Annotated in this window: 20 protein-coding genes and 1 pseudogene; 10 read left to right on the top strand and 11 right to left on the bottom strand. The window is 70.7% G+C overall.

Annotated elements, in window-relative coordinates; genetic code table 11:
* Positions 1 to 236 precede the first annotated feature (236 nt).
* The gene (locus ACFVT1_RS02665; RefSeq protein WP_389791841.1) at positions 237 to 926 is read left to right on the top strand and encodes a copper homeostasis protein CutC; all 690 of its coding nucleotides are present in this window, start codon (positions 237 to 239) and stop codon (positions 924 to 926) included.
* A 223-nt stretch (positions 927 to 1,149) separates the two neighbouring features.
* On the opposite strand, the gene ACFVT1_RS02660 is transcribed toward ACFVT1_RS02665, so the two are convergent.
* Complete coding sequence (locus ACFVT1_RS02660; RefSeq protein ID WP_389791839.1) at positions 1,150 to 3,222, bottom strand: HelD family protein; 2,073 nt, start codon at positions 3,220 to 3,222, stop codon at positions 1,150 to 1,152.
* A 395-nt stretch (positions 3,223 to 3,617) separates the two neighbouring features.
* Here ACFVT1_RS02660 and ACFVT1_RS02655 point away from each other — a divergent pair, with 395 nt between their 5' ends.
* The 3 genes from ACFVT1_RS02655 to ACFVT1_RS02645 all read left to right on the top strand — a co-directional run bounded on the left by ACFVT1_RS02655 (position 3,618) and on the right by ACFVT1_RS02645 (position 4,770).
* Complete coding sequence (locus ACFVT1_RS02655) at positions 3,618 to 3,833, top strand: hypothetical protein (RefSeq protein WP_362195206.1); 216 nt, start codon at positions 3,618 to 3,620, stop codon at positions 3,831 to 3,833.
* A 72-nt stretch (positions 3,834 to 3,905) separates the two neighbouring features.
* Positions 3,906 to 4,343 (top strand): hypothetical protein, encoded by a 438-nt coding sequence (locus ACFVT1_RS02650; RefSeq protein ID WP_389791837.1) that lies wholly within the window; start codon positions 3,906 to 3,908, stop codon positions 4,341 to 4,343.
* A 4-nt stretch (positions 4,344 to 4,347) separates the two neighbouring features.
* Complete coding sequence (locus ACFVT1_RS02645) at positions 4,348 to 4,770, top strand: hypothetical protein (protein WP_389791835.1); 423 nt, start codon at positions 4,348 to 4,350, stop codon at positions 4,768 to 4,770.
* A 27-nt stretch (positions 4,771 to 4,797) separates the two neighbouring features.
* Here the strand turns inward: ACFVT1_RS02645 and ACFVT1_RS02640 are convergent, their stop codons facing one another.
* Together ACFVT1_RS02640 and ACFVT1_RS02635 are read right to left on the bottom strand one after the other, a co-directional pair.
* Positions 4,798 to 6,441 carry a DNA repair helicase XPB gene (locus ACFVT1_RS02640; protein WP_389791833.1) on the bottom strand — a complete coding sequence of 548 codons (1,644 nt, stop codon included), beginning with the start codon at positions 6,439 to 6,441 and terminating at the stop codon, positions 4,798 to 4,800.
* Positions 6,442 to 6,542: 101 nt separating this feature from the next.
* Positions 6,543 to 7,085: a hypothetical protein gene (locus ACFVT1_RS02635; protein WP_389791831.1), complete on the bottom strand. Its 543-nt coding sequence runs from the start codon at positions 7,083 to 7,085 to the stop codon at positions 6,543 to 6,545.
* 241 nt (positions 7,086 to 7,326) lie between these two features.
* On the opposite strand from ACFVT1_RS02635, the gene ACFVT1_RS02630 reads away from it, so the two are divergent.
* On the top strand, positions 7,327 to 7,758 hold the full coding sequence (locus ACFVT1_RS02630; RefSeq protein ID WP_389791829.1) for a hypothetical protein: 432 nt from the start codon (positions 7,327 to 7,329) through the stop codon (positions 7,756 to 7,758).
* 4 nt (positions 7,759 to 7,762) lie between these two features.
* On the top strand, positions 7,763 to 8,650 hold the full coding sequence (locus ACFVT1_RS02625) for a hypothetical protein (RefSeq protein ID WP_389791827.1): 888 nt from the start codon (positions 7,763 to 7,765) through the stop codon (positions 8,648 to 8,650).
* 54 nt (positions 8,651 to 8,704) lie between these two features.
* Here the strand turns inward: ACFVT1_RS02625 and ACFVT1_RS02620 are convergent, their stop codons facing one another.
* Positions 8,705 to 11,164: a helicase-associated domain-containing protein gene (locus ACFVT1_RS02620; protein WP_389791825.1), complete on the bottom strand. Its 2,460-nt coding sequence runs from the start codon at positions 11,162 to 11,164 to the stop codon at positions 8,705 to 8,707.
* Between the two features lie 75 nt (positions 11,165 to 11,239).
* Between ACFVT1_RS02620 and ACFVT1_RS02615 the strand changes: the two genes are divergently transcribed.
* The gene (locus ACFVT1_RS02615) at positions 11,240 to 12,415 is read left to right on the top strand and encodes a hypothetical protein (protein WP_389791823.1); all 1,176 of its coding nucleotides are present in this window, start codon (positions 11,240 to 11,242) and stop codon (positions 12,413 to 12,415) included.
* 10 nt (positions 12,416 to 12,425) lie between these two features.
* On the opposite strand, the gene ACFVT1_RS02610 is transcribed toward ACFVT1_RS02615, so the two are convergent.
* The 4 genes from ACFVT1_RS02610 to ACFVT1_RS02595 form a co-directional block, all read right to left on the bottom strand.
* Positions 12,426 to 13,409, bottom strand: a complete 984-nt coding sequence (locus tag ACFVT1_RS02610) for an ABC transporter substrate-binding protein (protein ID WP_389791822.1) — start codon at positions 13,407 to 13,409, stop codon at positions 12,426 to 12,428.
* An 82-nt stretch (positions 13,410 to 13,491) separates the two neighbouring features.
* Positions 13,492 to 14,361, bottom strand: coding sequence for an ABC transporter ATP-binding protein (locus ACFVT1_RS02605; RefSeq protein WP_389791820.1), 870 nt, complete (start codon positions 14,359 to 14,361; stop codon positions 13,492 to 13,494).
* Positions 14,358 to 15,437: a FecCD family ABC transporter permease gene (locus ACFVT1_RS02600; RefSeq protein ID WP_389791818.1), complete on the bottom strand. Its 1,080-nt coding sequence runs from the start codon at positions 15,435 to 15,437 to the stop codon at positions 14,358 to 14,360. The genes ACFVT1_RS02605 and ACFVT1_RS02600 overlap by 4 nt, the downstream gene beginning before the upstream one ends.
* Positions 15,434 to 16,444 (bottom strand): FecCD family ABC transporter permease, encoded by a 1,011-nt coding sequence (locus ACFVT1_RS02595; protein WP_389791816.1) that lies wholly within the window; start codon positions 16,442 to 16,444, stop codon positions 15,434 to 15,436. Before ACFVT1_RS02595 ends, ACFVT1_RS02600 begins: the two co-directional genes overlap by 4 nt.
* A gap of 144 nt (positions 16,445 to 16,588) precedes the next feature.
* Here ACFVT1_RS02595 and ACFVT1_RS02590 point away from each other — a divergent pair, with 144 nt between their 5' ends.
* The 3 genes and pseudogenes from ACFVT1_RS02590 to ACFVT1_RS02580 all read left to right on the top strand — a co-directional run.
* The gene (locus ACFVT1_RS02590; protein ID WP_389792237.1) at positions 16,589 to 17,251 is read left to right on the top strand and encodes an HAD family hydrolase; all 663 of its coding nucleotides are present in this window, start codon (positions 16,589 to 16,591) and stop codon (positions 17,249 to 17,251) included.
* Positions 17,252 to 17,472: 221 nt separating this feature from the next.
* A complete protein-coding gene (locus tag ACFVT1_RS02585; RefSeq protein ID WP_389791814.1) occupies positions 17,473 to 19,431 on the top strand; it encodes a transglycosylase domain-containing protein in 1,959 nt (652 codons plus the stop codon).
* Positions 19,432 to 19,437: 6 nt separating this feature from the next.
* Positions 19,438 to 19,701: pseudogene (locus ACFVT1_RS02580) on the top strand (IS5/IS1182 family transposase); the annotation flags it as partial.
* Between the two features lie 44 nt (positions 19,702 to 19,745).
* On the opposite strand, the gene ACFVT1_RS02575 reads toward ACFVT1_RS02580, so the two are convergent.
* The 3 genes from ACFVT1_RS02575 to ACFVT1_RS02565 all read right to left on the bottom strand — a co-directional run bounded on the left by ACFVT1_RS02575 (position 19,746) and on the right by ACFVT1_RS02565 (position 22,401).
* Positions 19,746 to 20,480, bottom strand: coding sequence for an ATP-binding cassette domain-containing protein (locus ACFVT1_RS02575; RefSeq protein WP_389791812.1), 735 nt, complete (start codon positions 20,478 to 20,480; stop codon positions 19,746 to 19,748).
* Positions 20,477 to 20,998: a hypothetical protein gene (locus tag ACFVT1_RS02570; RefSeq protein WP_389791810.1), complete on the bottom strand. Its 522-nt coding sequence runs from the start codon at positions 20,996 to 20,998 to the stop codon at positions 20,477 to 20,479. Before ACFVT1_RS02570 ends, ACFVT1_RS02575 begins: the two co-directional genes overlap by 4 nt.
* Before the next feature lie 80 nt (positions 20,999 to 21,078).
* Entirely contained in the window at positions 21,079 to 22,401 is a 1,323-nt protein-coding gene (locus ACFVT1_RS02565; RefSeq protein ID WP_389791808.1) for a hypothetical protein, read from the bottom strand.
* Between the last annotated feature and the right edge of the window lie 26 nt (positions 22,402 to 22,427).

Below are 22,427 nucleotides of genomic sequence, written 5' to 3'. Positions count from 1 at the left end.
GCGGAGATGTTCATACCCCTAGGGGGTATGCGTTGCAGGTTCAGGTATACCCCCCACCCCTATGAAACGCAAGGGCGAACATGCCGCCGGGATCCGGAGTGTGTGCGTCCGGTCATCGGAAGTGCGTCTGACCTCACGTATCTTCACGTCGCATGGAGGCTGCGCCGCTGGCCTGCCGCCCCGTAGGCTGGTCATTGGACTAGACCTATTGCCGCTTCCTGGAGGATTGGGATCCCATGAGCAATCGTGCAGTCCTGGAGGTGATCGCTCTCGACGCGGAGGACGCGGTCGCCGCCCAGGCGGGTGGTGCGGACCGGCTTGAGCTGGTCACCGACATGGCGGCGGACGGCCTGACCCCGTCCTGCGCGACCTTCGCGGAGATCCGGGCGGCGGTGGACATCCCGCTGCGTGTGATGCTCAGGCTGGAGGACGGCTTCGCCGCGGGCGACATCGACGTGCTCGTCGCCAAGGCGCGCGAGCTGCGGGCGGAGGGCGCCGAGGAGTTCGTCATGGGCTTCCTGGACGCCGAGGGCCATCCGGACCTGGTCGCCGTCGAACGGCTCGTCGCCGAGCTGGACGGCTGCCGCTGGACCTTCCACCGCGCGATCGACCGGGCCGCCGACCGGGACGCCCTGCGCAAGCAGCTGGCAGACATGCCCGGCCTGGACACGTACCTCACGGCGGGTTCGCCGAAGGGCGTCGACGACGGCATCCCGACGCTGCTCGTCGAGTCGGCGCGCAAGGGGGAGCCCGGGTACGAACCGCGGATCCTGGTCGGCGGCGGGCTCCGCCTGGACCATCTCCCGGAGCTGCTGGACGCGGGCATCGACGCGGTCCACATCGGCGGCGCCGCGCGCCCGCACGGATGGTCGGGGCCGGTGGACGTGGAGGCGGTACGGGAATGGCGGACGGTGCTCGACGCGTAGCGGGACGGGGTGGAACGGGGCGGGGCCGGGCGGAGTGGTTTGCCGGGCCCGCCCCGGCCGCGTTGTCCTCGAACGCCGGACGGGCCCGGTGCTGCCGGGTGCGGTGACCGGGGCGGGGCCCCGGTTCGGGGAGGGCGGGGCAGAGGGCGGGCCCGCCCCCACTCGCGCCTGCCCCTGCCTCTCCCTCTCCCTGTCCCCGCCGCTCCCTCGCCCGTCCCCGCCGCTACACCAGCTCGCCCGGCAGCTCCGCCGCGTGGACCACCGTCAGCCCCGAGACCGCACGCGTCAGCGCCACGTACAGCCGCCGGAGCCCCGTGCGCTCGTCGGGCTCACCGTCCACCACCGCGGCCGGCTCGTCCAGTACCACGTAGTCGTACTCAAGACCCTTCGCCAGCGACGCCGGGACCAGGGTCAGCCGGGACTCCGCGGTCGTCTCCTCACCGGGGGAGAGATACGTGTGCCCCGCGGCGGTCAGTGCGTCCGCCAGCACCGGAATCCGCGCGTCCGCCGCGATCAGGCCGATCGACCCCTCCCGCGTCAGCGACTCCTCGCACGCCTCCAGGACCGCCGCGTCCAGATCCGCCGGGCCGGCCACCCCCCGTACCTCCAGCGAACCCGGCGACTCACGCACCGACTCCACCGCCGCGAGGCCCGGCGAGATCACCGGGAGCAGCCGTGACGCGTACGCGATCACCTCGCGCGGTACGCGGAAGCCCGCCGTCAGCTCCTCCACCACCGCGTCCGACTTGCCCAGGTGGTGAAGCGCCTGGGACCAGCTCTCCGTCGACCACGGCGTCGTGCCCTGCGCGAGGTCGCCGAGGACCGTCGCCGAACCCGTCGTGCAGCGGCGGCCCACCGCCCGGTACTGCATGGGGGACAGGTCCTGCGCCTCGTCGAGCACGACATGGCCGAGCGAGTGCGTACGCGCCACCAGATCGCTCGCCTCGTCGATCAGCACCGCGTCCGCCACCGACCACTTCGCGGACTTCACGCTGCGGGCCGGCCTGGTCCACAGGATCGTCTTCTGCTCGTCCTCGGTGAGCAGACCCTCAGCATGCGCGGCCAGGAACTCCGCGTCCGACAGCAGCCGCAGCACCAGCTTGGCCGGATCGACGGCCGGCCAGATCGCCTTCACGGCCGCCTTCACGGCGGGGGTACGGGCCACCGCGTTCTGCACCCGGTCGTCGGGCGCCTCCCCCGCCTCCTCCATCCGGACCAGGACGGAGTGCGCGATCCGCTGCGGAAGCGCCTCGTGGGCGGCCCCGTACCGCATGTCCCGGGCCAAGAGCTCGGCGACGATCTCCTCCAGCTCGTACGCGGGCACCCGCCACCGCCGCGAGCCGCGCACCACCATCACCGGCTCCGCCGGCGGCGTCACATGCGAACGGATCGCCCGCCGCAGCACCTCCGCCATCCGGGCGTCACCCTTGACGACCGCCGCGTCCGCCGCGTCCGCGCCGCGCACCTCGATGCCCGCCGTCACCAGATCGTCGACGGTCGCCTGCTTCACCTCCAGCTCGCCGAGGGCCGGAAGCACCTGCTCGATGTAGTGGAGGAAGGAACGGTTCGGCCCGATGACCAGCGTGCCGGTACGGGCGAGCCGCTCCCGGTGCGCGTACAGCAGATACGCGACACGGTGCAGGCCGACGGCCGTCTTGCCGGTACCGGGCCCGCCCTGCACGCAGACCGTCCCGCCGAGCCCACTGCGGACGATCTCGTCCTGCTCGGGCTGGATCGTCGCGACGATGTCACGCATCGGACCGACACGCGGCCGCTCGATCTCCGCCTGGAGGAGCTTGCTGGTCTGCGCGGCCTCGGTGGGGTCGGTGAGGTGCTCGTCCTCGTACGCGGTCAGCTCACCGCCGGTGTAGCCGAAGCGGCGGCGCTGCCCGACGTCCTGGGGATCCTTCCTGGAGGCCCGGTAGAACGGCTGCGAGACGGGCGCGCGCCAGTCGATCACCATCGGGTCGCCGTCGGCGTCGTGGACGTGGCGGCGCCCGATGTAGAACTGCTCCCCCTCGGCGCCCTCGGCCTGCTCCGCACCGACGTGGTGCAGATAGTCCAGCCGCCCGAAGAAGAGCGGGGTGTGGGCGAGATCGGCGAGGGACTTGATGCGCTCGTCGATCTGCGCCTGCAGCACGGCCGCGTTGACCCAGTTCGCGGTGACGTCGCGGATGTCGAGCGCCTGGGCGTCCTCCCGCATGGCGCGCAAGGCGGAACGGGACGCGGCGAGATGGGCGCGTTCACGAGTCAGGGGATCGGTGGTGGTGTCGCTTTCGTGTTCGTGCGCGGGCACGGTGTTGCCTCCGGCTTTTCAACGCAGGACGGCGGACCGCACCTCGCCCCCGGCCATTGCTCGGGGCGATGCGGTCCGCTCGGGGATCGATCACTGGGTACGTACGCAGGTGATACGTACAGCTGTCGGCCGGTTTCCGTCCGGTCGGCGGCGCTCCCCCGGCTGCCGGCGACGGCCGGTACCACGGTGCGGGAGGCGGGCAGACCGGCGATTGTACCGACCGCTTTCATCGGGGGCGAACGGTTTTGATGCCGGTCCGACGCCGGTGCCGGGCCGGTGCGTCACCGGGTCCGTCCCGTAGGGGACGGCATGCGACCGGAGACCTACGCGCACCGCTCCCGGATTCCCCCCTCGGGTCGATGCCTTCACGGGGCGGGAGCAGGACCATGGATTACATGAGCACCGTCAGTCTGAACCCCCGCAGGACCGGCCCCGCGCACGGCGCGACCGCGGCCACCGGTCACCGGCACAGCCACCCCGTCGGCGACGCCCTGCGCGCCGCCAAGGTCTACGTCCGCGCCGCGTTCGGCGTGGTCGTCCTCGGCGAGTACGCCGAAGAGGCCGGCGTCCACCGAGGCGTGCACCGAGGCGTTCACCACCGCGAGCACTGAGTACGCGGAACCTCCCCGGTGTGAGTATCCGACCGGAGGTGTCCCGGCCCTGCCCCGCGATGGGGTAGCGGCATGGAGAACAGCCACGTTCCTGCGATGCGTCCCGCCCCCGCCGGTCCGGTCGCCCCCGGTCCGGTTGTCCCCGGTCCTGCCCCCGCCGGTCCCACCGCCGTTGCACACAGCCCGAACGCCTGGGTCGCCCCCGGCTTCGCCACGGTTCTTTCCGGCCTTCTGACCGGCATCGCCATGGTCGCCATCGGTTTTGCGGCGATGGCCACCGACAGCTGCGGCCCCGACAACTGCCCGTCGGAGATCACGGTCCCGCTGGGCCTCATGGCCTACGGGCTGTTCGCGACCCCGTTCGTCACACCCCTCGCCCTGATCACCGCCTGGGTGCTGCCGTGGCGTCCCCGCTGGGCCACCGCACGCCGTTGGGCGGCCGCCGTCGCGGTGCTCCCAGGTCTGACGGCGGTGGGCGGTCTGATCCTGCTCGTGGCCCTCGGCGGCTGATCCCGTGACGGCCCTGCGACTGACGGCCCTGCGACTGACGGCCCTGCGACGCGATCCATCGCGGCCTGCGCCGCCCGAACCCGCGGGCCCCCTGCGCCCCGACGGCTGGATCGCCCCCGCCGTCGTCACCGTGGCCGCGGTGATCCTTTCCTACGCCGCCCTGATGATCGTGCTCTTCGCCCTCATGGGGCCCGGCAGCTGTGACGCGCAGGCGGCCTGCTCCTGGGGCACCGGGGCCACCCGGAACATCATGTGGAGCGCCGCCCGAGCGATCGGGTACGTGACACCTGCGGGTCTGTTCGTCACCTGGGTTCTGCCGTGGCGCTCGCGCTGGACCGCGGCCCGTCGACGGGCCGCGGCCTTCGCGCTGCTGCCGCACGCGGTGATCGCGGCCGACCTGCTGCCGCTGCTGATCTTCAGTGACTGACCGCCGTACGCGGGTCGGCCACCGGCCTCAGTTGTCGCTCAGCAACTCGTCCGCGTCCACGATCCGGTACGCGTACCCCTGCTCGGCCAGGAACCGCTGGCGGTGCGCCGCGAAGTCCTGGTCGATCGTGTCGCGGGCGACCACCGAGTAGAACCGCGCCTCGTGCCCGTCGGCCTTCGGCCGCAGCACCCGGCCGAGCCGCTGCGCCTCCTCCTGGCGCGAGCCGAACGTTCCCGACACCTGGATGGCGACGGTCGCCTCCGGCAGGTCGATGGAGAAGTTCGCGACCTTCGACACCACGAGGACGCTGAGCTCGCCCTGCCGGAACGCGTCGAAGAGCTTCTCGCGCTGGGCGTTGCTCGTCTCGCCCTTGATCACCGGGGCGTTCAGATGCTCACCCAGCTCGTCGAGCTGGTCGATGTACTGCCCGATGACGAGGGTCTGCTCGCCCCGGTGCTTGTGCACCAGCGCCTCCGTCACCTTCCGCTTCGTCGCCGTCGTCGCGCAGAACCGGTACTTCTCCTCGGTCTCCGCGGTCGCGTACGCGAGCCGCTCCGAGTCCGTCAGATTGACCCGCACCTCGACGCAGTCGGCGGGCGCGATGTAGCCCTGCGCCTCGATCTCCTTCCACGGGGCGTCGAACCGCTTGGGCCCGATCAGCGAGAAGACGTCCGACTCGCGGCCGTCCTCGCGCACCAGCGTCGCGGTGAGGCCGAGCCGCCGCCGGGCCTGGAGGTCGGCGGTGAACTTGAAGACGGGCGCGGGCAGCAGGTGCACCTCGTCGTAGATCACCAGACCCCAGTCGCGGGAGTCGAACAGCTCCAGGTGCGGGTAGACGCCCTTGCGGCGGGTCGTCAGCACCTGGTACGTCGCGATGGTGACCGGCCGGATCTCCTTGCGCGTACCGCTGTACTCGCCGATCTCGTCCTCGGTCAGCGAGGTCCGCTTCACCAGCTCGTGCTTCCACTGCCGGGCCGAGACGGTGTTCGTCACCAGGATCAGCGTGGTCGCTCTGGCCTGGGCCATCGCACCGGCCCCGACCAGCGTCTTCCCCGCACCACAGGGCAGCACGACCACACCCGAGCCGCCGTGCCAGAACCCCTCGACGGCCTGCTTCTGGTACGGCCGCAGCGCCCAGCCGTCCTCCGCGAGATCGATGGGATGCGCCTCGCCGTCGACGTACCCCGCGAGGTCCTCGGCGGGCCAGCCCAGCTTGAGCAGTGTCTGCTTGATCTGCCCGCGCTCGGACGGGTGCACGGCCACGGTGTCCGGGTCGATCCGCGCCCCGACCAGCGGCTGCACCTTCTTCGAGCGGAGGATTTCCTCCAGCACGGGCCGGTCGGTCGAGGTCAGCACCAGACCGTGCACCGGGTGCTTGGACAGGGTGAGGCGGCCGTACCTGGCCATCGTCTCGGCGATGTCGACGAGCAGCGCGTGCGGAACGGGGTAGCGCGAGTACTGCACGAGCGCGTCGACGACCTGCTCGGCGTCGTGCCCGGCGGCGCGCGCGTTCCACAGCCCGAGCGGGGTCAGCCGGTAGGTGTGGATGTGCTCGGGTGCGCGCTCCAGTTCGGCGAAGGGCGCGATCGCACGACGGCAGGCATCGGCCTGGTCGTGGTCGACTTCCAGAAGTAGCGTCTTGTCGCTCTGGACGATGAGGGGTCCGGTCACGCGCTTCGGCCCTTTCTGCTGCGGCGGCGGCCAGTAACGGCCAAACGTCCAGTGTGCCGCATGCGGGCGCGGTGGTGCCGGGGCGCGGGCCGACCCGCCGGTCAGCCCGCCCGGCGGCCGCCCCGTCCCTCGGGGAGCTGCCCCAGGTGCACGGCGCGGTGGGCGGTCCCTGCCAGGAGCCGGACGTCCTCGGTGAAGGAGTCGACGCGGATCCTGCGTCCGTCGGTCAGAGTGATGTCGCAGGTGAAGCCCATGCCGCGGGCCTCGGCCAGGGGCCGGCCGTCCTCGCCGTGCGCGCCGACGGACGCGATGTCCTGCCACGGGATCAGGGTGGCGGTGCCCGCCACGCGGTGGGTCAGCCCCCGCTCGTGGACGTCGAAGCACTGCTCACGGGTACGGAACCCCTGGACCAGCCGCCAGATCCCCAGGCCCAGCCCCACCAGCCCGACGCCGAGCAGCAGACCGGCCAGCTCCGGAGCCCCGTGGGTGGTGCCGATCGAAGCGACGGCCACCGGCACCCCGAAAGCCGTGCCCACCGCTCCGACGACGAGCATGATTCCGGCCTGCCGCAGCCGTCTGCCCCCGTCGGTACGGTGCTCGCGGACGAAACCCCCCAGCTGCCTGGCCGCTTCGGTGCGCCGCATGACCTCCCCCTCCCAGCATCGTGGACACGTCAGAGTGTGCCCTCTCACCGGCCGGCCCACCCCCCGGTTCGTGTGTACCGCCGAGCCCGCGACCTGACCAGGCACTCTCACCGCCCGTCACCGGTCGGCCCGGGGCCTCCGCGTGCGTATGCTCTGGAACTCCTCAAATCGCGGGACGCCTCCCCCAGCCGGGCGATATACACGTTGCCCCAGGAATCCGGGCGAATACAGGGGTGAGGCCATGGCATCGGAACTGGCGGAACTGGCGGGTCTGGCCGCGTCGACGGTGGTCACCGGAATGGCGACGGCCGGGTGGGAGACAGTGCAGCAGGCGATGGGCGAGCTGTGGCGCCGGGTGCACCCCGAGCGGGCGGACACGGTGGTGGCCGAGCTGGGCGAGGCGCGCGACGAGGTGCTCCAGGCGCGGCGGAACGGGGCCGAGCGGGCCGAGCAGGCCGAGCGGGAACTGGTCGGCGAATGGCAGACGCGGCTGCGTCGGCTGCTGGCCGCCAACCCGGAGATGGTGCCTGAACTCCAGCGGCTGATCGACGAGTTGCGTCCCATTGCCCGAGAGGAGGAACCTCGGGCCAACAGCGTCACGATGACGGCGACCGCGTCGGGACGCTCCCGCATCACCATGTCCGGGCGGGACATCAACATCACCAAGGGGTGATCGTTTGAGTTACTCCGGAGGGACCTCGGACGGTTCCGACCGTGACCGCGAGGGCAACGGTGGGACGCACATCGATGTACGAGGGGACGGCCGGTCCCGGATCAAGGTGGCCGGCCGCGACATCACCACCACCTACTTCGTCAGTGCCTCGTCGGCGGCGCTTGCCGCCCTGGTGGGCCTCGTCGTTCTCCTCGGCGTCTGGCAGCCGTGGAAGGAGGCGGCGTCGGTCGGCGAACGGAAGCCCGCGATCGGTGCGGGCCCCTCCGGCGGGTCCGCCGCGAAGCCCGAGCCGCACCAGGAGCCGCCGTCCGTCGGCGAGGACGCCAAGGAGTCGGAGGAGCCGGAAATCTCCCCCAGCCCCAGCCCCAGCGCCACCCCCACTCCGACCCCCGACCCGCCGGACCCGGTCGACGTGGCGTTCGCCTCCGTCGGCGTCGGTACCTGCCTCAACGTGTACGACGCCGGTTGGGGCAAGCTGAACCAGGACCGGCCGTCCGCGGTCGACTGCGGTGCGAACTTCGCCTTCTCGAAGGTGACCATGGTGACGGCGTCCGCCTCGAACTGCCCCCAGGGCGGGGGCCAACGGGGCTGGGGCCACGTCAATGCCAACGGATCTGCCGTCGCGCTGTGTCTGGACCGCATGTTCGTCGCGGGGCAGTGCTTCCCCGCGACACTGAGCAAGCAGGCCGACGGGTCCCTCCACGGTGAAGGCCGGCTGTTCAGCGTCTGGGGCTGTGACCGGACGCAGGTCCCGCGGGGCCAGAACGCGATCATGGCGATCACGGCGGTGCTGAGCGGGGGCAGCTGCCCCCAGCGGCAGGACCGGCAGACGCTCTCCTGGCAGGTCTTCAACGGCGCGCGCAAGGTCTGCGCCGTGCAGATGACGCACTGAGCCGCTCGACACGTCGGGCGGGGTTCCGCCCTCAAAGGCCGGACGGGCCGGAGGTCACACCGTCTGGTCGTCGGCCAGTTCGGCGACGCCGGTGATCCGGTGCAGGGGGTACGTGCGGACCTCGTCCGCCGTGTGGTCGTACGCCGTGACGAAGCCGCCCTCGACCCGGACCGGGGCGATGACGCGCTGGCTGGCCGCCCCGTCCGCGTTGACGTAGCCGATCCAGAGCGCCGACCCGGTCATCGCGGCGGCCTGGACGGTGGCGAGGGTCTCGGCCGGGGCCGTACGGGGCAGGGAACCGGCCGGGGCGTCGGGGGCGTCGGCCGGGTCCTTGCGGGCCACCGTGGCGGCCGTGTCCCCGGCGCGGATCGCCCGTACCGCCGCACCGAGCAGGGTGGCGTCCGGGACGGGAGGGCCCTCGGGAACGGGGGCGGGGGCCGTGCGGGGCGGGGTGCGGCGGGTGCCCGCGCGGGTGATCAGGACATCGCCCTCGGCGGACTCCGCGGCCGGGGCGTAGCCCATCTCGCGCAGCCCGTCGAGCAGGGACGCCGGGTCGACCTGGGCGGCCAGGGCCGTCGGTGCGAGGCGGCGCAGGCGCAGGGTGGCCGAGCGCTTGTCGGCGAGGATCTCGTTCAGCACGGCCTCGTCGTCGCAGCGTACGTACGAGGAGGCGGCGCCGATCCGCAGATGGCCGTGGCGGCGGGCCACGTCGTCGATGAGGTAGCTGAGCGGCTGCGGCACCGGCGTGCGGCTGTGGGTGGCGAGGAACGCGTGCAGATCGGCCGCGGACCGTCCGGCGTCCAGGGCGCGGCGGACGGACCCGGGGGTGAACCGGTAGACCGTGGCGCCGCCCTTCGACTCGACGTCCGCGAGGACGGAGAGCGTGTCCGCCAGGGGGCGCTCCAGCGGGCCGGGGGCGACGGCCGTCAGGTCGGCCTGGAGCAGGACGTGGTCCAGTGGCTCCGGGATGAGGGGCGCGAGCAGCGCGGCGGCCTCGGCGGGCCCGGGGCCGAGCAGGGCGCGGGTGGGCGAGGCGAGCGCCCCGCGCCCGGTGATGCCGAGGAGTTCGGACTCGTTGAGTGTCCACAGGGCGATCCGGGACCGCAGGTCGGTGGTGTCCCCGGCGGAGGCGGAGGCGCCGCGCAGGGGGCGTTCCCAGCGGAGGCGGGCGAGCACGGTCTCCGGGTCGGGGGCGGTGCCCGGTTCCAGGGCGGCGAGGAGGGCGAGGACCCGGTGGCGTACCTCGGGGGCGGCGGAGCGGTCGAGGTCGGGGCCGAGGGTGGACAGGGCCCGGCCCTTGGCGTCCTGGCCGCCGACCAGTCCGGCGGTGCGGGTGGCGGCGAGCCAGGCAATGGCGAGGCGTACCCAGCGGTCCTGGGCGGGGAGTTCGGCCCAGTCGTCGTACGCGGGCGTCGGCGCGTACCGTTCGTCGGCCTCTCCGTCGGAGGCCAGCAGCCCGGCCGCGTAGGCGAGTTCGACCCAGAACGCGGCGACGGGCTCGGAGAGGTCGAGGGTGGCGGCGGTCTTCTTCAGCTCGCGGACACTGAGTCCGCCGGCGCGCAGTATCGCGGGGCCGCCGCCGTTCCAGCTCTTCAGCAGCTCCTCGACGGTGGTCACCGCCAGGAACGCCTGACCGGCCGCGGCGCTGTCCACAGCCTGGGGATCACGGACCGCGACCGCCTCCACGGCGGGCGGCCGGGGCTCCGGTACACGGTGGGCGCGTCCGGCCCGCAGATGCAGGGCGGCCTCGCGGGGCAGCACCACGGTGCGGGTCGACACGGGCAGCAGCAGCCCGTGGTCGCGCAGCCATTTCACCGGCGGCGTGGGGTTCGGGGTCACTTCCCCGTACGGCGGCCCCCACACCAGCCGGTCCAGTACGGCCAGGGCCTCGGCGGGGGCGGTGTCCAGCAGCTCGCCCATGCGGGCCCGGTCGGTGAAGAGCGCGGACAGGGCCGCCACGGCGGAGACCGGGTCATGGGTGGCGGGCAGTCCGGCGGCCGCCAGGATCTCCTGGAGCCGGCCCGGCGACATTCCGGCGGTGGCCTCCGCGACGGTCGGGCCCAGACCGGTGGGGGACGGGTGCTGCGGGGACGGCGCGAGGAGTTCGCGCGCGGTGCGCACCAGCCGCAGCCGGTCGTCCTCGCCCCAGACGAGGGCCTGTTCGCGCAGGGTGGCCAGGGCGGCGGGCAGCGTGTCCGCGATCGCCGTGTCCGCGTCGCCGCGGTGCGCGCCGTCGTCCCGGCCGTCGCCGGTGAGGAGGCCGAGCAGCGTCTCGTACGGGGCGGGGTCGGGGGCCACGGCGAGTGCCTCGGCGGTCTGCAGGCAGAACCGGTCGAGGTGCTCCAGCGCGCGTACGACGGAGGCACGTGTACCGGCTCTCGTCGCGAGCTGGGTGATGTCGCCCGGCACGGGGGTGAGGAGATCGGGGCGGGCACGCAGCAGCCCCGCCAACGACTCGTCGTCCCGGGCGCGGAGAGCTTCGGCGAGCGTCCGCGGTGGTGTGGTCATCCCCATCCGTCCCACGGTAGTCGCTCCGGACGGGCCCGAGGGCGCTACCGTCGGGGCAGGGCGGTAGAGGGGAACCATCGCGTGGGGATCGAGAGCGACCAGCTCGTCTACGACTATCTGAGCCGGGTCGGGGACCTGGCGCAGCAGCAACAGCTGTCCTCGGGCGCCCGGATGAGGCTCGTTTCGACCCTCCGGGGCGAGATCGACCGGCAGCGCGGAAAGCAGCCCGCGGACAGCCCGGCAGCGGTCCGCCGCATCATCGGGAGGCTCGGCACCCCCGACGAACTCGTCGCCGCCGCGGCCGCGTCGGCGGACGGGACGGTGGAGCTGCCCCAGCGGCCGGAACCCGCCGCGGGGGAGGGGAGCGGCATCCCCCGTCCGCGCAGGGGGATGCTCAGGAAAGACAGTTCCGGCAAGGGCGCGTCGCGGGCGCGGGCATCGGCCGGGGAGCCGGAGGAGGCGGATCCCCCGACGGGCGCGGCGGGTTCGGCGGACTCGGCAGGCTGGGCGGGTTCAACGGGTTCGACGGATTCGGCGGGACCGACGGATTCGGTGGGCGCGGCGGCTCCGGAAGCGGCCGCCGAACGGGTGCCTTCGCCGCCGCACATGGCCGGTACGGACGAACTGGGGCCGTCCGGGGGCGAGCCCGACTGGTGGCGGATCGAGCCGGTACCGTTCGGCGACGGGGTGGACGTGCCGGGGTTCGTCGGCGGTGTCGAGATCCCGGCCATGATGCGGCCGCCGTCGGCCGGGGACGCCGTGCCCCGCCCGCGCGCGGGCGACCCGGCGGACGACGCGCCGGACGATGACGAGGAGTCCGGTGGCCCGGACGGGGACGCCGGTGCCGAGGGGGCCGCCCCGCGACGCCGGCGGCTCCCGGGCCTGCGCCGCCGCGCCGCGCGCGAGCCGACGGGCCGCGGTTTCTCCCACCCGCTGCTGCTGCTCGCCGCCGTGCTGCTGGTCGCGGGCGCCGTGCTGGGTTCCTGGCCGGCCCTGGCGGGCGGCTGGCTGCTCGCGTACGGCTCACGCAAGTTGTCGCGCGCGGAGGCGAAGTGGGCCGCCATGGGCCTGCCGGGCGTGGTCGTGGCGGGCGCCCTGGTCTGGCTGTGGGGCAGGAGCGACGGCCGGTGGGGCGAGCCCATCGGGGACGGGCGGATGGGCGAGGCGATCGGCCAGACGTGGCCGTGGGTGGTGCGGGGGGCGGCCGTCGCCTCCGCGCTCTACCTGGTGTGGAGGGCGCGGAGACCACGGTCCTGACGGCCGGGCGTCAGCCGGTCGTCTTCGCCTGGAACTCGTCGAGGATCTTGTCCGCGGCCGTGTATCCGATGCCCGCGATCCACAGGCGGTCGTCGACCTTGAAGACCTTTCCGTTCTTGGACGCCGTCAGCCCCTTCCACAGCCCGCCGTTCATCGTCTTCGTCGCCCCCGCCTTGTCCGGGTCGCCGTACGTGGACGTGAAGATGACATCCGCGTCCGCGAGGTCGATCTTCTCGGGGGACACGTCGTACGAGAAGCCGTCCTTGGCCTTGTCGGTGATCGCGGGGCGGCCCACGCCGAGGTCGGCGAGGATCGAGCCGATGTAGTTCTGCTTGCCGTAGATGCGGATGTCGCCGCCCTCGACGAAGCGGACGAAGTTGACGTCCGTGGCGGCCGCCTTCTCCTTGCCGCCGATCGCCTCGGTCACGGCCGCGACATGGGCGTCGTACGCGGCGACGGCCTTCTCCGCCTCCGCCTGCTTGCCGAGCGCGTCCGCGTGCAGCTGGAAGTTCTCCTTCCAGGCGGTTCCGGTGGACTCGGTCATCACGGTGGGGGCGATCGCGCTGAGCTGCTCGTAACGGTCGCCGTCACGGACCTTGCTGGTGAGGATCAGGTCCGGCTTCAGCGAGGCGACGGTCTCCATGTCGGGGTTGGCGATCTCGCCGACCGCCTTGATGCCCTTCGTCCGGCTCTCGGGCAGGTAGGAGGGGAAACTGTCCTCCGTCGCCGAGTGCGTCGCGCCGACGGGCCGCACGCCGAGGGTGAGTGCGGAGTCCAGCTCACCGGAGTCGAGGACCACGACGCGCTGGGGGTCCACGGGGACCTTGACGTCTCCCATGGCCGTCTTGACGGTGTGTGTCGCGGCCTTCCCGGAGCCGGAGCCGGAGCCGCTGGCGCTGCCGCCGGACTCCGAGAATCCGCAGGCGGAGAGCGCGAGCGCGCCCGTCAGGGCGAGGGCGCCGAGGGTGAGGCCGCGGCGGGTGAAGGGGGGCATGGCCTGCCTTTCGTCGGGGTTGGGGTGGTCGGTCACGGGCGGGCCGGCGGCCGACCGGGCCGGGCGGAGGCGCGGCGCGGGTTCACGACGCCGGAGCGGCCTGCCAAGGAGCCCCCGGGACCACGAGCGGCGAACCCGTCACCGGGTCCGGGACGATCACCGCGTCCAGGCCGAAGACCTCGCCCACGAGGTCGGCGGTGACGATGTCCTCCGGGCGGCCCTCGGCGATGATCCGGCCCGCCTTCATGGCGACCAGGTGGTCGGCGTAGCGGGCGGCCTGGTTGAGGTCGTGGAGCACGGTGACGACGGTCCGGCCGCGGGTGCCGTCCGCCGCCGGGGCGGTGAGCCGGCGCAACAGGTCCAGGACCTCCACCTGGTGTGCGATGTCGAGGTACGTGGTCGGCTCGTCGAGGAGCAGCAGATCCGTCTCCTGGGCGAGCGCCATCGCGATCCAGACCCGCTGGCGCTGTCCGCCGGACAGCTCGTCCACCGACCGGTCGCCGAGCGCGGTGATGTCCGTACGCTCCATGGCGTCCGTCACCGCCCGCTCGTCCTCCTCCGACCACTGCTGCCACCAGTGCTGATGCGGCTGGCGGCCGCGGGCGACGAGGTCGCAGACGGTGATCGCCTCGGGGGCCACCGGGGTCTGCGGCAGCAGCCCGATCGACTGGGCGATCTTCCGGGTGGGGATCTTCGACAGCTCGGTGCCGTCGAGGAGCACGGCTCCGCCGCGCGGCTTGAGGAGGCGGCCCAGCGCGCGCAGGGTGGTCGACTTGCCGCAGGCGTTCGGGCCGACGATGACGGTGACCCGGCCGTCGGGAACGGCGAGGTCCAGCTCGTGGACGACGGTGCGGTCCTCGTACGCGAGCGTCAGCTCCCGCGCGGTGAGCCGGCCGGTCGCGGTCGGGGCCGTCGTGGCGCCGGACGTGCCGGACGTATGGGTCGAGCTCATGCGGTGCCTCCACTACGGCCGCGGCGGCCACCCTGACCGCGGACGATCAGCCAGATCAGATACGGGGCGCCGACCGCCGCCGTCAGTACGCCCACCGGCAGTTCGGTGGGCGAGAAGAGCCTGCGCGCCAGCAGGTCCCCGAACACCACGATCACCGCACCGAGCAGCGCCGAGCAGAACAGCGGGATCTGCGCGGTCCGGGTCGTCCGGCGGGCGATCTGCGGGGCGAGCAGTGCCACGAAGTCGACCGGGCCGGCGGTCCCGGTCGCCACGGCCGCCAGGACCACGCCGAGGGCGACGAGCCCCAGCCGTACCCGTCCCAGTCGCACGCCGAGGGCCGTCGCGGTGTCGTCGTCCATCGAGACGGTGCGCTGGGCGCGGGCGGCCCACAGGACGGCCGGCAGCAGGACCAGCAGCGTCCAGCCGATCGGCGCGGCCTCGGACCAGCCGCGGCCGTTGAGCGAGCCGGTCATCCAGATCTGCGCCTGCTGGGCGACCAGATAGTCGCCTTTCGTCAGGAACAGGGTCGTGAGCGAGCGCAGCGCGATGGCGAAGCCGATGCCGATGAGGACGAAGCGGGTGGCGTGCAGCCCGCCGCGCCAGGCGAAGACGTACACGAGGGCCGCCGCGGCCACCCCGCCGACGACGGACAGATACGGCAGCACGGTGTACGAGGTGACGCCGAAGGTCATCGCGCCGACCGTGAGCACGGCGGCGCCCTGGCTGATGCCGATGATGTCGGGGCTGGCCAGCGGATTGCGGGCGACGGTCTGGATCAGCGCACCGGCGATCCCGAACGCCGCACCGACCAGCAGCCCCACGACCATCCGCGGCAGCCGCAGCGTGCCGACGACCAGTTCGTCGGGGGACGGCTGCCCCAGGATCACCTTCACGACCTCGCCGGGTGCGACGAAGCTCTCGCCGACACAGAGGTACGCGACGCAGACGGCGGCCAGCAGGACGACGAGGGCGGCGGCGGCGACGGCCGCCCGCCGGTGCAGCAGGAACCTGCCCCGCACCCCGATCCGTACGACGCGGTACCCGGCGGGCCGTACCCGGACCGTGGTGTCGCTCATGCGGGCACCGCCTTCCGGCGTACCAGGGTGACCAGGAACGGAACGCCGATCAGCGCCGTCATCACGCCCGCCGGGACCTCGCTCGGCGGGAAGACGACGCGGCCGACGACATCGGAGACGAGCAGCATGACGGGCCCGATCAGCGCCGCCATCGGCAGCACCCAGCGGTGGTCGCTGCCGACGACCGCGCGGGCGATGTGCGGGACGGCGAGCCCGATGAACGCGATCGGGCCCGCCGCGGCGACGCCGACACCGGTCAGCACCGTGGCCCCGATCCCGCCGACGATCCGTACCGTTGCGACCTTCTGGCCGAGGCCCTTCGCCACGTCCTCGCCGAGCGCCAGCGCATCGAGCCCGCGCGCGACGGACAGCACGAGCACGGTCCCGGCCAGCATGAACGGCCAGATCTGCTGCGCCACGTCGGCCTCGCGCCCGGCGATCGAACCGACCTGCCAGAAGCGGAACTCGTCCAGCGCGGACGCCTTGGTCGTCAGCACCGCCGTCGTCACCGACACCAGCAGCGCGTTGATCGCGGCGCCGCCCAGGGCGAGTTTCACGGGGGTGGCACCCCCGCGGCCGCTGGAAGCGATGGCGTAGACGGCGACGGAGGCGATCGCGGCCCCCGTGAAGGCGAACCACACATACCCCGTCAGGGTGTGGATTCCGGCGTACGCGATGGCCAGCACCACGCCCACCGTGGCGCCCTGGCTGATGCCGAGGATGCCGGGGTCGGCGATGGGGTTGCGGGTGATGCCCTGGAGCACCGTGCCCGCGAGGGCCAGTGCCGCGCCGACCATCAGCCCGATCAGGGTGCGCGGCACCCGCATGTTCCGGATGACTTCGGCGGCGTCGGAGTGCCCGCCGTGCAGCAGGGCGTCGATCACTTCGGACGGGGGTATGGAACGGGCCCCGACGGCAAGGCTGAGGAGGACCGCCACCAGCAGCGCCGCGACGGCCGCCGCCGTCGCGAGTGCGCGTCTGGAGCGGCGTGGTGCGGCGGCTGACATCGGACCCAATCGAAAGCGGAGCAAAGTTAGGCTTGGCTAAGTCTAAGCACCGTCGATTTCGGGCCCGAGGCCCGTACCGGGACGGTCGCGACGTTCCGGTTCCGTGCCCGGCCCTGCGACAGTTCCGTGCCCGGCCCCGCGACAATGGACCCCATGCCCTCGTACCCCCTGACGGTCGGCTTCGACCTCGACATGACGCTCGTCGACACCCGGCCCGGAATCAAGGCCGCCTACCTGGCGCTTTCGGCCGAGACGGGCACGCCCATCGACGCGGACCTGGCGGTGAGCAGGCTCGGGCCGCCGGTCGAAGAGGAGCTGCGGAACTGGTTTCCGGCCGATGCGGTGGCCGCCACCGCCGACCGCTACCGGGAGATCTATCCCACACACGCCATCGCCCCGAGCCCGGCGCTGCCGGGTGCGCGGGAGTCGGTCGCGGCGATCCGTGAGCGGGGCGGCCGGGCGATGGTCGTCACCGCCAAGCACGGGCCGAGCGCCGAGCTCCACCTGGCCCACCTCGGGATCGAGCCCGACGCGGTGATCGGCGGCCTGTGGGCGGAGGCCAAGGGGCAGGCGCTGCGCGAGCACGGGGCGCACGTGTACGTGGGCGACCACACCGGGGACGTACGGGGCGCCCGTACGGCCGGAGCACTGTCCGTGGCGGTCACCACGGGCCCGTGCGACGCGGAGGAACTCCGGGCGGCGGGCGCGGACATCGTGCTGTCGTCGCTGACGGAGTTCCCGTCCTGGCTGGGCGGGTACCTGGACGGGGACGCGGCGCGGGGCCTTCGGCGGGGGCGGATTCACTGAGCGCCGGGCGACCATGCCTCCGGACGCTCCCGCGGCGGGCTGACGGCCCGATCCACCTGAGACGACCCCGATCCACCTGGCTGGCGACGGCCGTTGTGCTTCGTCCTCGGTTCGCCACCCGTGCCGGACGGGGCTTTGAGACAACCTGATCGCGATCCGGAACATCTCCTACCGCAAGCCCGCACCACACCGGTGCGGGACGGTGAACGAGGAGCCGGAGCATGGTCCGACGCCCCATCCGCCCGATCAGCCCTCGCGGGCTCCGTGTCGACTACCCCCGCCGGGGGAGAAGCAACTGGCGCCGCTGGGTCCCTTCGTGGCGGCAGGTGCTGAGCGGGATCCTGCTCGGATCCGGAGCGCTGGCCGGGCTGTTCGCCGCGGTCTACGCATCCGTCGACATCCCGGACGAGAACGCCGAGGCGCGCAGGCAGGGCACCGTCTACTACTGGGCGGACGGCAGCCAGATGGTGAGCGTGGGTGCGGTCGACCGGCAGAACGTCACGCTCGCCGACATACCCGATTCGGTGAAGCACGCGGTCATCGCCGCCGAGAACGAGACCTTCTACTCCGACTCGGGGGTATCGGTGAAGGGGATCGCCCGCGCGGCCGTCAGCATGGTCGGAGGCGGTGAGACCCAGGGCGGCTCCACCATCACCCAGCAGTACGTGAAGAACACCTATCTCAGCCAGGAGCAGTCGGCCACCCGGAAGGTCAAGGAGTTCTTCATCTCGCTGAAGCTGAGCAACAAGCAGAGCAAGGAGGAGATCCTCCAGGGATATCTGAACACCAGCTGGTTCGGCCGCGGCGCCTACGGCATCCAGGCAGCGGCGCACGCGTACTTCGGAATTCCCGCGAAGGACCTCGACCCCAGCCAGGCGGCGCTGCTCGCGTCCCTGCTCAAGGGGGCGGAGCAGTACGACCCCGCAGGCGGCAAGGGCAACCACGAACGCGCCGTCGACCGCTGGGAGTGGATCCTCGACCGGCAGGTGGAGATCGGCACGATGACGAAGGCCGAGCGGGCCGCGTACCGGAAGTTCCCCGAGCCGAGGCCGGCCGCCAAGCCGACCAGCCTCGGCGGCCAGACCGGCTATCTCGTCGACATCGCCAACAAGTACATCAAGAAGCGCTCGGGCCTCACCGACAAGGACCTCTTCCGGGGCGGCTACCGGGTCCAGACCACCTTCGAAAAGGCCAGGGTGGGGCAGCTGGAGCGGGCCGTGCGGAGCGTGCGCGAGCGCGACCTCGACCCCAAGAAGCGCCCCGAGGACAAGCACGTCGAGGTCGGCGCCGCATCCGTGCGGCCCGACGGGGCCGTGGTCGCGGTGTACGGCGGAGCCGACGCGGTCACCCACTTCGCCAACAACGCCGACACCGCGGGCGTCCCCGTCGGCTCGGCCTTCAAGCCCTTCGTGCTGGCAGCGGCCCTTCAGCACGGCGACGGGATCACCCTGGACAGCGGCTACGACAGTGGGGGGCGTCTGATCAAGGGCGGCCCGTACGCGGCGCTCCCCGCCTCGCCGGGTGCCGGTCCCGGCCGGGTGATGGTCACGGCGCCGACGTCCCTGCGCGATGCGCTGGTCAAGTCGTCCAACGCGACCTTCGTGCTGCTCGGCAAGGGCATCGGGCTGAAGAAGGTGAAGGAACTGGCGGTATCGGCCGGGCTGCACGAGGAGAGCCTGGCCCGCCTGGACAAGTCCTTTCCCCTCGGCACGTCCACACCGAGCGCGGTCAGGATGGCGGACGCGTACACCGCCTTCAGCAACGACGGTATGAGGGCCGATCCCTACTCGGTGACCAGGGTGACCCGGGACGGCGAGGTGGTCGAGGGTTTCGGGAAGCCCGAGCTGCGGCGCGCGATGGACGCCTCGGTGGCCAACGAGGTGAACAACACCCTGGGGATGGTGGCCTGGACGCGGCTGCGCCGGGACGGGAAGTTCGCCGCGTTCGCCAGGCCCGGGGCTGCCGACGACCTCTCGGCGGGCGCGACCGGCGAGGACGACCGGATGAAGTCGGCCTGGTTCATCGGCCACAGCAAGGGGCTGACCACGGCCGTCACGATGTTCCGCAGCAAGCCGGGCACCCCTCAACTGCTGGGAATGCAGGGCGTGGGCGGACCCGATTCGGGGCGCGGCAACGTCTTCCCGCTCCGGATCTGGAGCGCCTACGTCACGGGGCCGTAGGCCCGCCCCCGTTCGCGATCGCCCGACGAGGGAGCCGGACGGCCGCGGGGCGGCCCGACCAGCAGAATCCACCTCGCCGGTGAAGGCGGCTGCCGCCCCTTGGTCCTTCTGCTCTCCCGGGCCAGTGGGGCGACGCCCCCGCAGACGATCGAGGTCCTGGATCGGATCCGGGTGCCCCCGCCCGCTGGGCGGGCGGACCCGGACCCGGCCCGGCCCGGCCAGGTCAGCGGTGACCCGGCATACAGCTCACGCCGAAACCGCCGCCGTCTGCTCCCCGGCGAGCACCTGGTCGACGGCAGCTCCATCTGTATGAATTAAAATTCACTCTTGTTCAGTGCAGTGTAGGCGGCTTCCGCTTTCCTGCCGACAGCAACATCTGCGGGTGCATGCGCTAGAAAGTCTTCAGTACTTCCCGTGAATGTGATTTTTCCGGCTTCCAGCAGTGTGACGTGATCCGATTCTTCAGCCAGGTCAGACACGTCGTGCGTGGAAATCAATATGTCTTTCTCTTCTGCCAAGGGGCGGAGGAGACTCCGGAAAACTCTCCGCTGTCGCGGATCCATTCCAGCAGTGGGTTCGTCTAGGAGTAGAACGCTGGCATCGTGTACCAGAGCGGACGCGACACCGACCCGGCGCAGTTGACCTCCAGAAAGACGCGCAGCCTTTGTGTCTGCTTGCTTTTTGAGATCTACGCGAGACAGTGCGCTGATTGAGGAGTCCCATGCATCCCGCCGATTCATGCCCTTGAGCCAACCTACATAGGCGACCTGCTCTCGCGCAGTGAGCGCGGACATGGCGACAATTCGCTGCGGCATCCACGCTACTTTACTGCGGTAGGCGCGCTCGCGAGAGGAAATTTCACCGAACTTAACAGTTCCCTTGCGTGGATGGATCACAGATGCGGCAAGCTTGAGAAGTGTAGATTTTCCGGCACCATTGGGGCCCAGGAGAATATTCGTCCCATGAGGCATTTCGTAATCAAGGTCTGCTACCACGGGATTTGACCAAGGTCGGTAACCGTAGGTGCAAGAGTTTATTGTTAGATTCATGCTTCTCCCGTCTCGTTCGGTTGTGGCGGCCAGAAGACCTGGGCGGCGAGACCCGTAAAGAGCGCGACGACTGCCACTGCAGCAGCATATGGATTGCTGGAACTTTCCGGGAGGATAGTCCAAAAATAAGGTTGCTGAGAATTTTTGTAGCCGAAGAATACGACACAGAAGATCCATGCCACGGGCACCATGACTGCAGGTCGCCCGATTATGCTTCGAGAGAAGAGCGTAAGGCCGACAAGAAAAGCCGCGTTACGCCCGGCTGCAGTCGCTGCAGGTGAATTCAATGCTGCACTCACGCCAAGCGCTGAGGCTGCCGCGACCGCAGTGGACAGCAAAGTTAACCCCGCGTCGAGAAGTGGGATATTTCGCAGGCCGGTCTCTTCTGATGAAAAGATCCGGGACTCAAGCGATGCTGCCAGAGCGGCGCAGAGCGGTACTGGAGCGATCAGCGTGAATAAGAATTGATTGCTCGTGCCGGAGAGAATGGACGGCAAAGAAAGCGTCTTCCCCTGCATGATCGCTATGATGAAAATGAAGCAGGCGAGGGCGGATGGCAGTAGCGTGTGCGCCCGGCGACACTTGATCCACCACCACATCAGTTTGCTCCCGACTGCTGCTTCGGATCGCAAGCCCGCTTACGTTCGTCCTCGTACCACTTTAGCTGGGCTGCAGTCGGCATTGCATGGACTTCAGCCACACGCTTCTCTGTCAGGGCTATGACCTCTTCGCGATTCCTGAACCGACTCAGCTCCACACGCTGCTGGCGCAAGTAGGCTTTTCTCTGGCCGACGAGATCTGCCGACCATAGTAGGACGCTCCGGGTGTAGATGCCTTCGGACGGGTGCCGGCAGGGAAGCTCGGTGGCCTTTCGAACAGTCTGGAGCCCGGTGGTGCCCTCATGCTGACTGGCAATCAACGGAAGTTGCCAGCGGGAACGAGTAGAGGCAATGGGGTAGCGGCGGTTCGCCATGCTGTCGACCACACTTCGGGGTGGTTCGAAGGCCACTCCTGCATTCTCCAACTTCCTTAGGACGCTTGCCACCTCGGCCTGCACCACGGCTACTTGAGTATCAGTACCCGCAGGTAGACAAACCTTTGGAGATTGCCCAGAGCATTCCATTGCGACGTTGCCGGTCGACAGCGGTGGGTTGGCGCCCCAGTTTTTAACCGTGACGTACGATGCAAGCAGTCCGGAAATCGATATGACGCAAGCCAGTGCGGGAATGCAGACGCGAGACCGCCTGCCGTGGACCGGGATGGAAAGTATCGCGACCCCAGCGGCAAGAGAACCGATGAAAAGGACATGGGGTACGAGTGACACGAGGCTTGCAGATTCCGCGAACATCAGGTCGACGGGAAATTGCCCCGATATATGGCGAATCCAGAACGGCTCGTAGGACCAGGCGGCTGCTACACAGAAAAAAACACCCACGGCAAGGACTGGAGTTGCGATGAGATGCGAAATTCGTAGGCCTATTCCAAATCCCACTACGGCATGCGCTGTTGCCACGAGCAGTGCCGTGATCAGCAGAGGGAGTATTCCTGGGGTCGGGGCTGTCTCCTCTTTGGCCAGCGCCATCCCGACAGGAAGAATCAACATGAGCCAGGAAAGGGCTATCACTGGAGCTAGAGTGTGGAAGGTGATTCCGATTCGGGAGCGCGATGGTGCGAGTTCCCAAACGTGATTTCTTCTTAGTCTTCCGCTTTCCCATGCGGAGAGCGAGGAAGCAATTGCATAGGAGAGCGCATAGAATGACAGCAGTGCGGACGATGTGACGGATGGTGCGTACTTGGGTTGGTATTCGGGTACTTTGTAATCAATTGCGAAACTTTTGAAAAAATACAAGAGCATCAAGCCGATTGCGGCAGGGAGTACCCACAATGCACTGCTGACGCGAAGGCGTGTCGTGAATTTCATGAATTCTTTCGGTAAGTTGTAATGCC

Origin of the sequence: Streptomyces sp. NPDC057963 (assembly GCF_042887155.1) — a bacterium.
Taxonomy (GTDB): Bacteria; Actinomycetota; Actinomycetes; order Streptomycetales; family Streptomycetaceae; genus Streptomyces.
Note: the sequence above shows the minus strand (reverse complement) of the source record. Positions and strands in the feature narration are given on the sequence as shown.

Coding starts and splice junctions, on each gene's coding strand:
- ACFVT1_RS02630 (WP_389791829.1), top strand. CDS start 7,327: ATGGCATCGGAACTGGCGGAACTGGCGGGTCTGGCCGCGTCGACGGTG.
- ACFVT1_RS02620 (WP_389791825.1), bottom strand. CDS start 11,164: ATGGGGATGACCACACCACCGCGGACGCTCGCCGAAGCTCTCCGCGCC.
- ACFVT1_RS02655 (WP_362195206.1), top strand. CDS start 3,618: ATGAGCACCGTCAGTCTGAACCCCCGCAGGACCGGCCCCGCGCACGGC.
- ACFVT1_RS02605 (WP_389791820.1), bottom strand. CDS start 14,361: ATGAGCTCGACCCATACGTCCGGCACGTCCGGCGCCACGACGGCCCCG.
- ACFVT1_RS02600 (WP_389791818.1), bottom strand. CDS start 15,437: ATGAGCGACACCACGGTCCGGGTACGGCCCGCCGGGTACCGCGTCGTA.
- ACFVT1_RS02650 (WP_389791837.1), top strand. CDS start 3,906: ATGGAGAACAGCCACGTTCCTGCGATGCGTCCCGCCCCCGCCGGTCCG.
- ACFVT1_RS02595 (WP_389791816.1), bottom strand. CDS start 16,444: ATGTCAGCCGCCGCACCACGCCGCTCCAGACGCGCACTCGCGACGGCG.
- ACFVT1_RS02575 (WP_389791812.1), bottom strand. CDS start 20,480: ATGAATCTAACAATAAACTCTTGCACCTACGGTTACCGACCTTGGTCA.
- ACFVT1_RS02565 (WP_389791808.1), bottom strand. CDS start 22,401: ATGAAATTCACGACACGCCTTCGCGTCAGCAGTGCATTGTGGGTACTC.
- ACFVT1_RS02610 (WP_389791822.1), bottom strand. CDS start 13,409: ATGCCCCCCTTCACCCGCCGCGGCCTCACCCTCGGCGCCCTCGCCCTG.
- ACFVT1_RS02635 (WP_389791831.1), bottom strand. CDS start 7,085: ATGCGGCGCACCGAAGCGGCCAGGCAGCTGGGGGGTTTCGTCCGCGAG.
- ACFVT1_RS02665 (WP_389791841.1), top strand. CDS start 237: ATGAGCAATCGTGCAGTCCTGGAGGTGATCGCTCTCGACGCGGAGGAC.
- ACFVT1_RS02590 (WP_389792237.1), top strand. CDS start 16,589: ATGGACCCCATGCCCTCGTACCCCCTGACGGTCGGCTTCGACCTCGAC.
- ACFVT1_RS02585 (WP_389791814.1), top strand. CDS start 17,473: ATGGTCCGACGCCCCATCCGCCCGATCAGCCCTCGCGGGCTCCGTGTC.
- ACFVT1_RS02570 (WP_389791810.1), bottom strand. CDS start 20,998: ATGCAGGGGAAGACGCTTTCTTTGCCGTCCATTCTCTCCGGCACGAGC.